Source organism: Ileibacterium valens, assembly GCF_001945525.1.
Taxonomy (GTDB): domain Bacteria; phylum Bacillota_I; class Bacilli_A; order Erysipelotrichales; family Erysipelotrichaceae; genus Ileibacterium; species Ileibacterium valens.
Window position 1 is genome coordinate 1 of sequence record NZ_MPJW01000159.1, and the last position, 512, is coordinate 512.

Sequence of the window (512 nt, forward strand, 5' to 3'; positions counted from 1 at the left end):
ACCAGAAAGCCCAAATCGACGCTGAAAGAAATGATTGAACGCATGGGTATTGATGTGGAAAAGGTTGTAAGAGAACTCGATGAGGACAAAAGGTTCTGCGAATACTGTGGTCATGAGCTCATTCCGTTTGGAGAAAAGCATCTGCGTTACGAGCTTAAGGTTGAACTTCCCAGACTCAGAGTCATTGAGTATGTGGGTGTGACTTACGGCTGCCCTGACTGTCATGCAAAAGCTGCTGACAGTGACACTCCGCTCAGTGAATGCGGACTGTCTCCCGTTCAGGCCGAGGCTCCAAAGCCGCTTCTGCCCGGAAGCTGGGCTTCCTCCTCATTTCTTGCCATGGCGATCGCCTTCAAGATTCTCTATCAGATTCCCACCAATCTTCTGATTACGATGTTCAGAGAAATGGGAATGTTCAGCGTTTCTTCAGGAACTCTGTGCAGCTGGATCATTTCAGTTTCGCAGGTTTACTTTGCTCCTCTTTTTGCCAGACTCAGCCAGATTCTGCTTGC

The 512-nt window shown here is 48.6% G+C and carries 1 protein-coding gene; it reads left to right on the forward strand.

Features of this window, described 5'->3' with window-relative positions; translation table 11 throughout:
• Positions 1–512 (forward strand): IS66 family transposase zinc-finger binding domain-containing protein (locus BO222_RS14490; protein ID WP_143356986.1); only part of this gene is annotated, 512 nt, incomplete at both ends.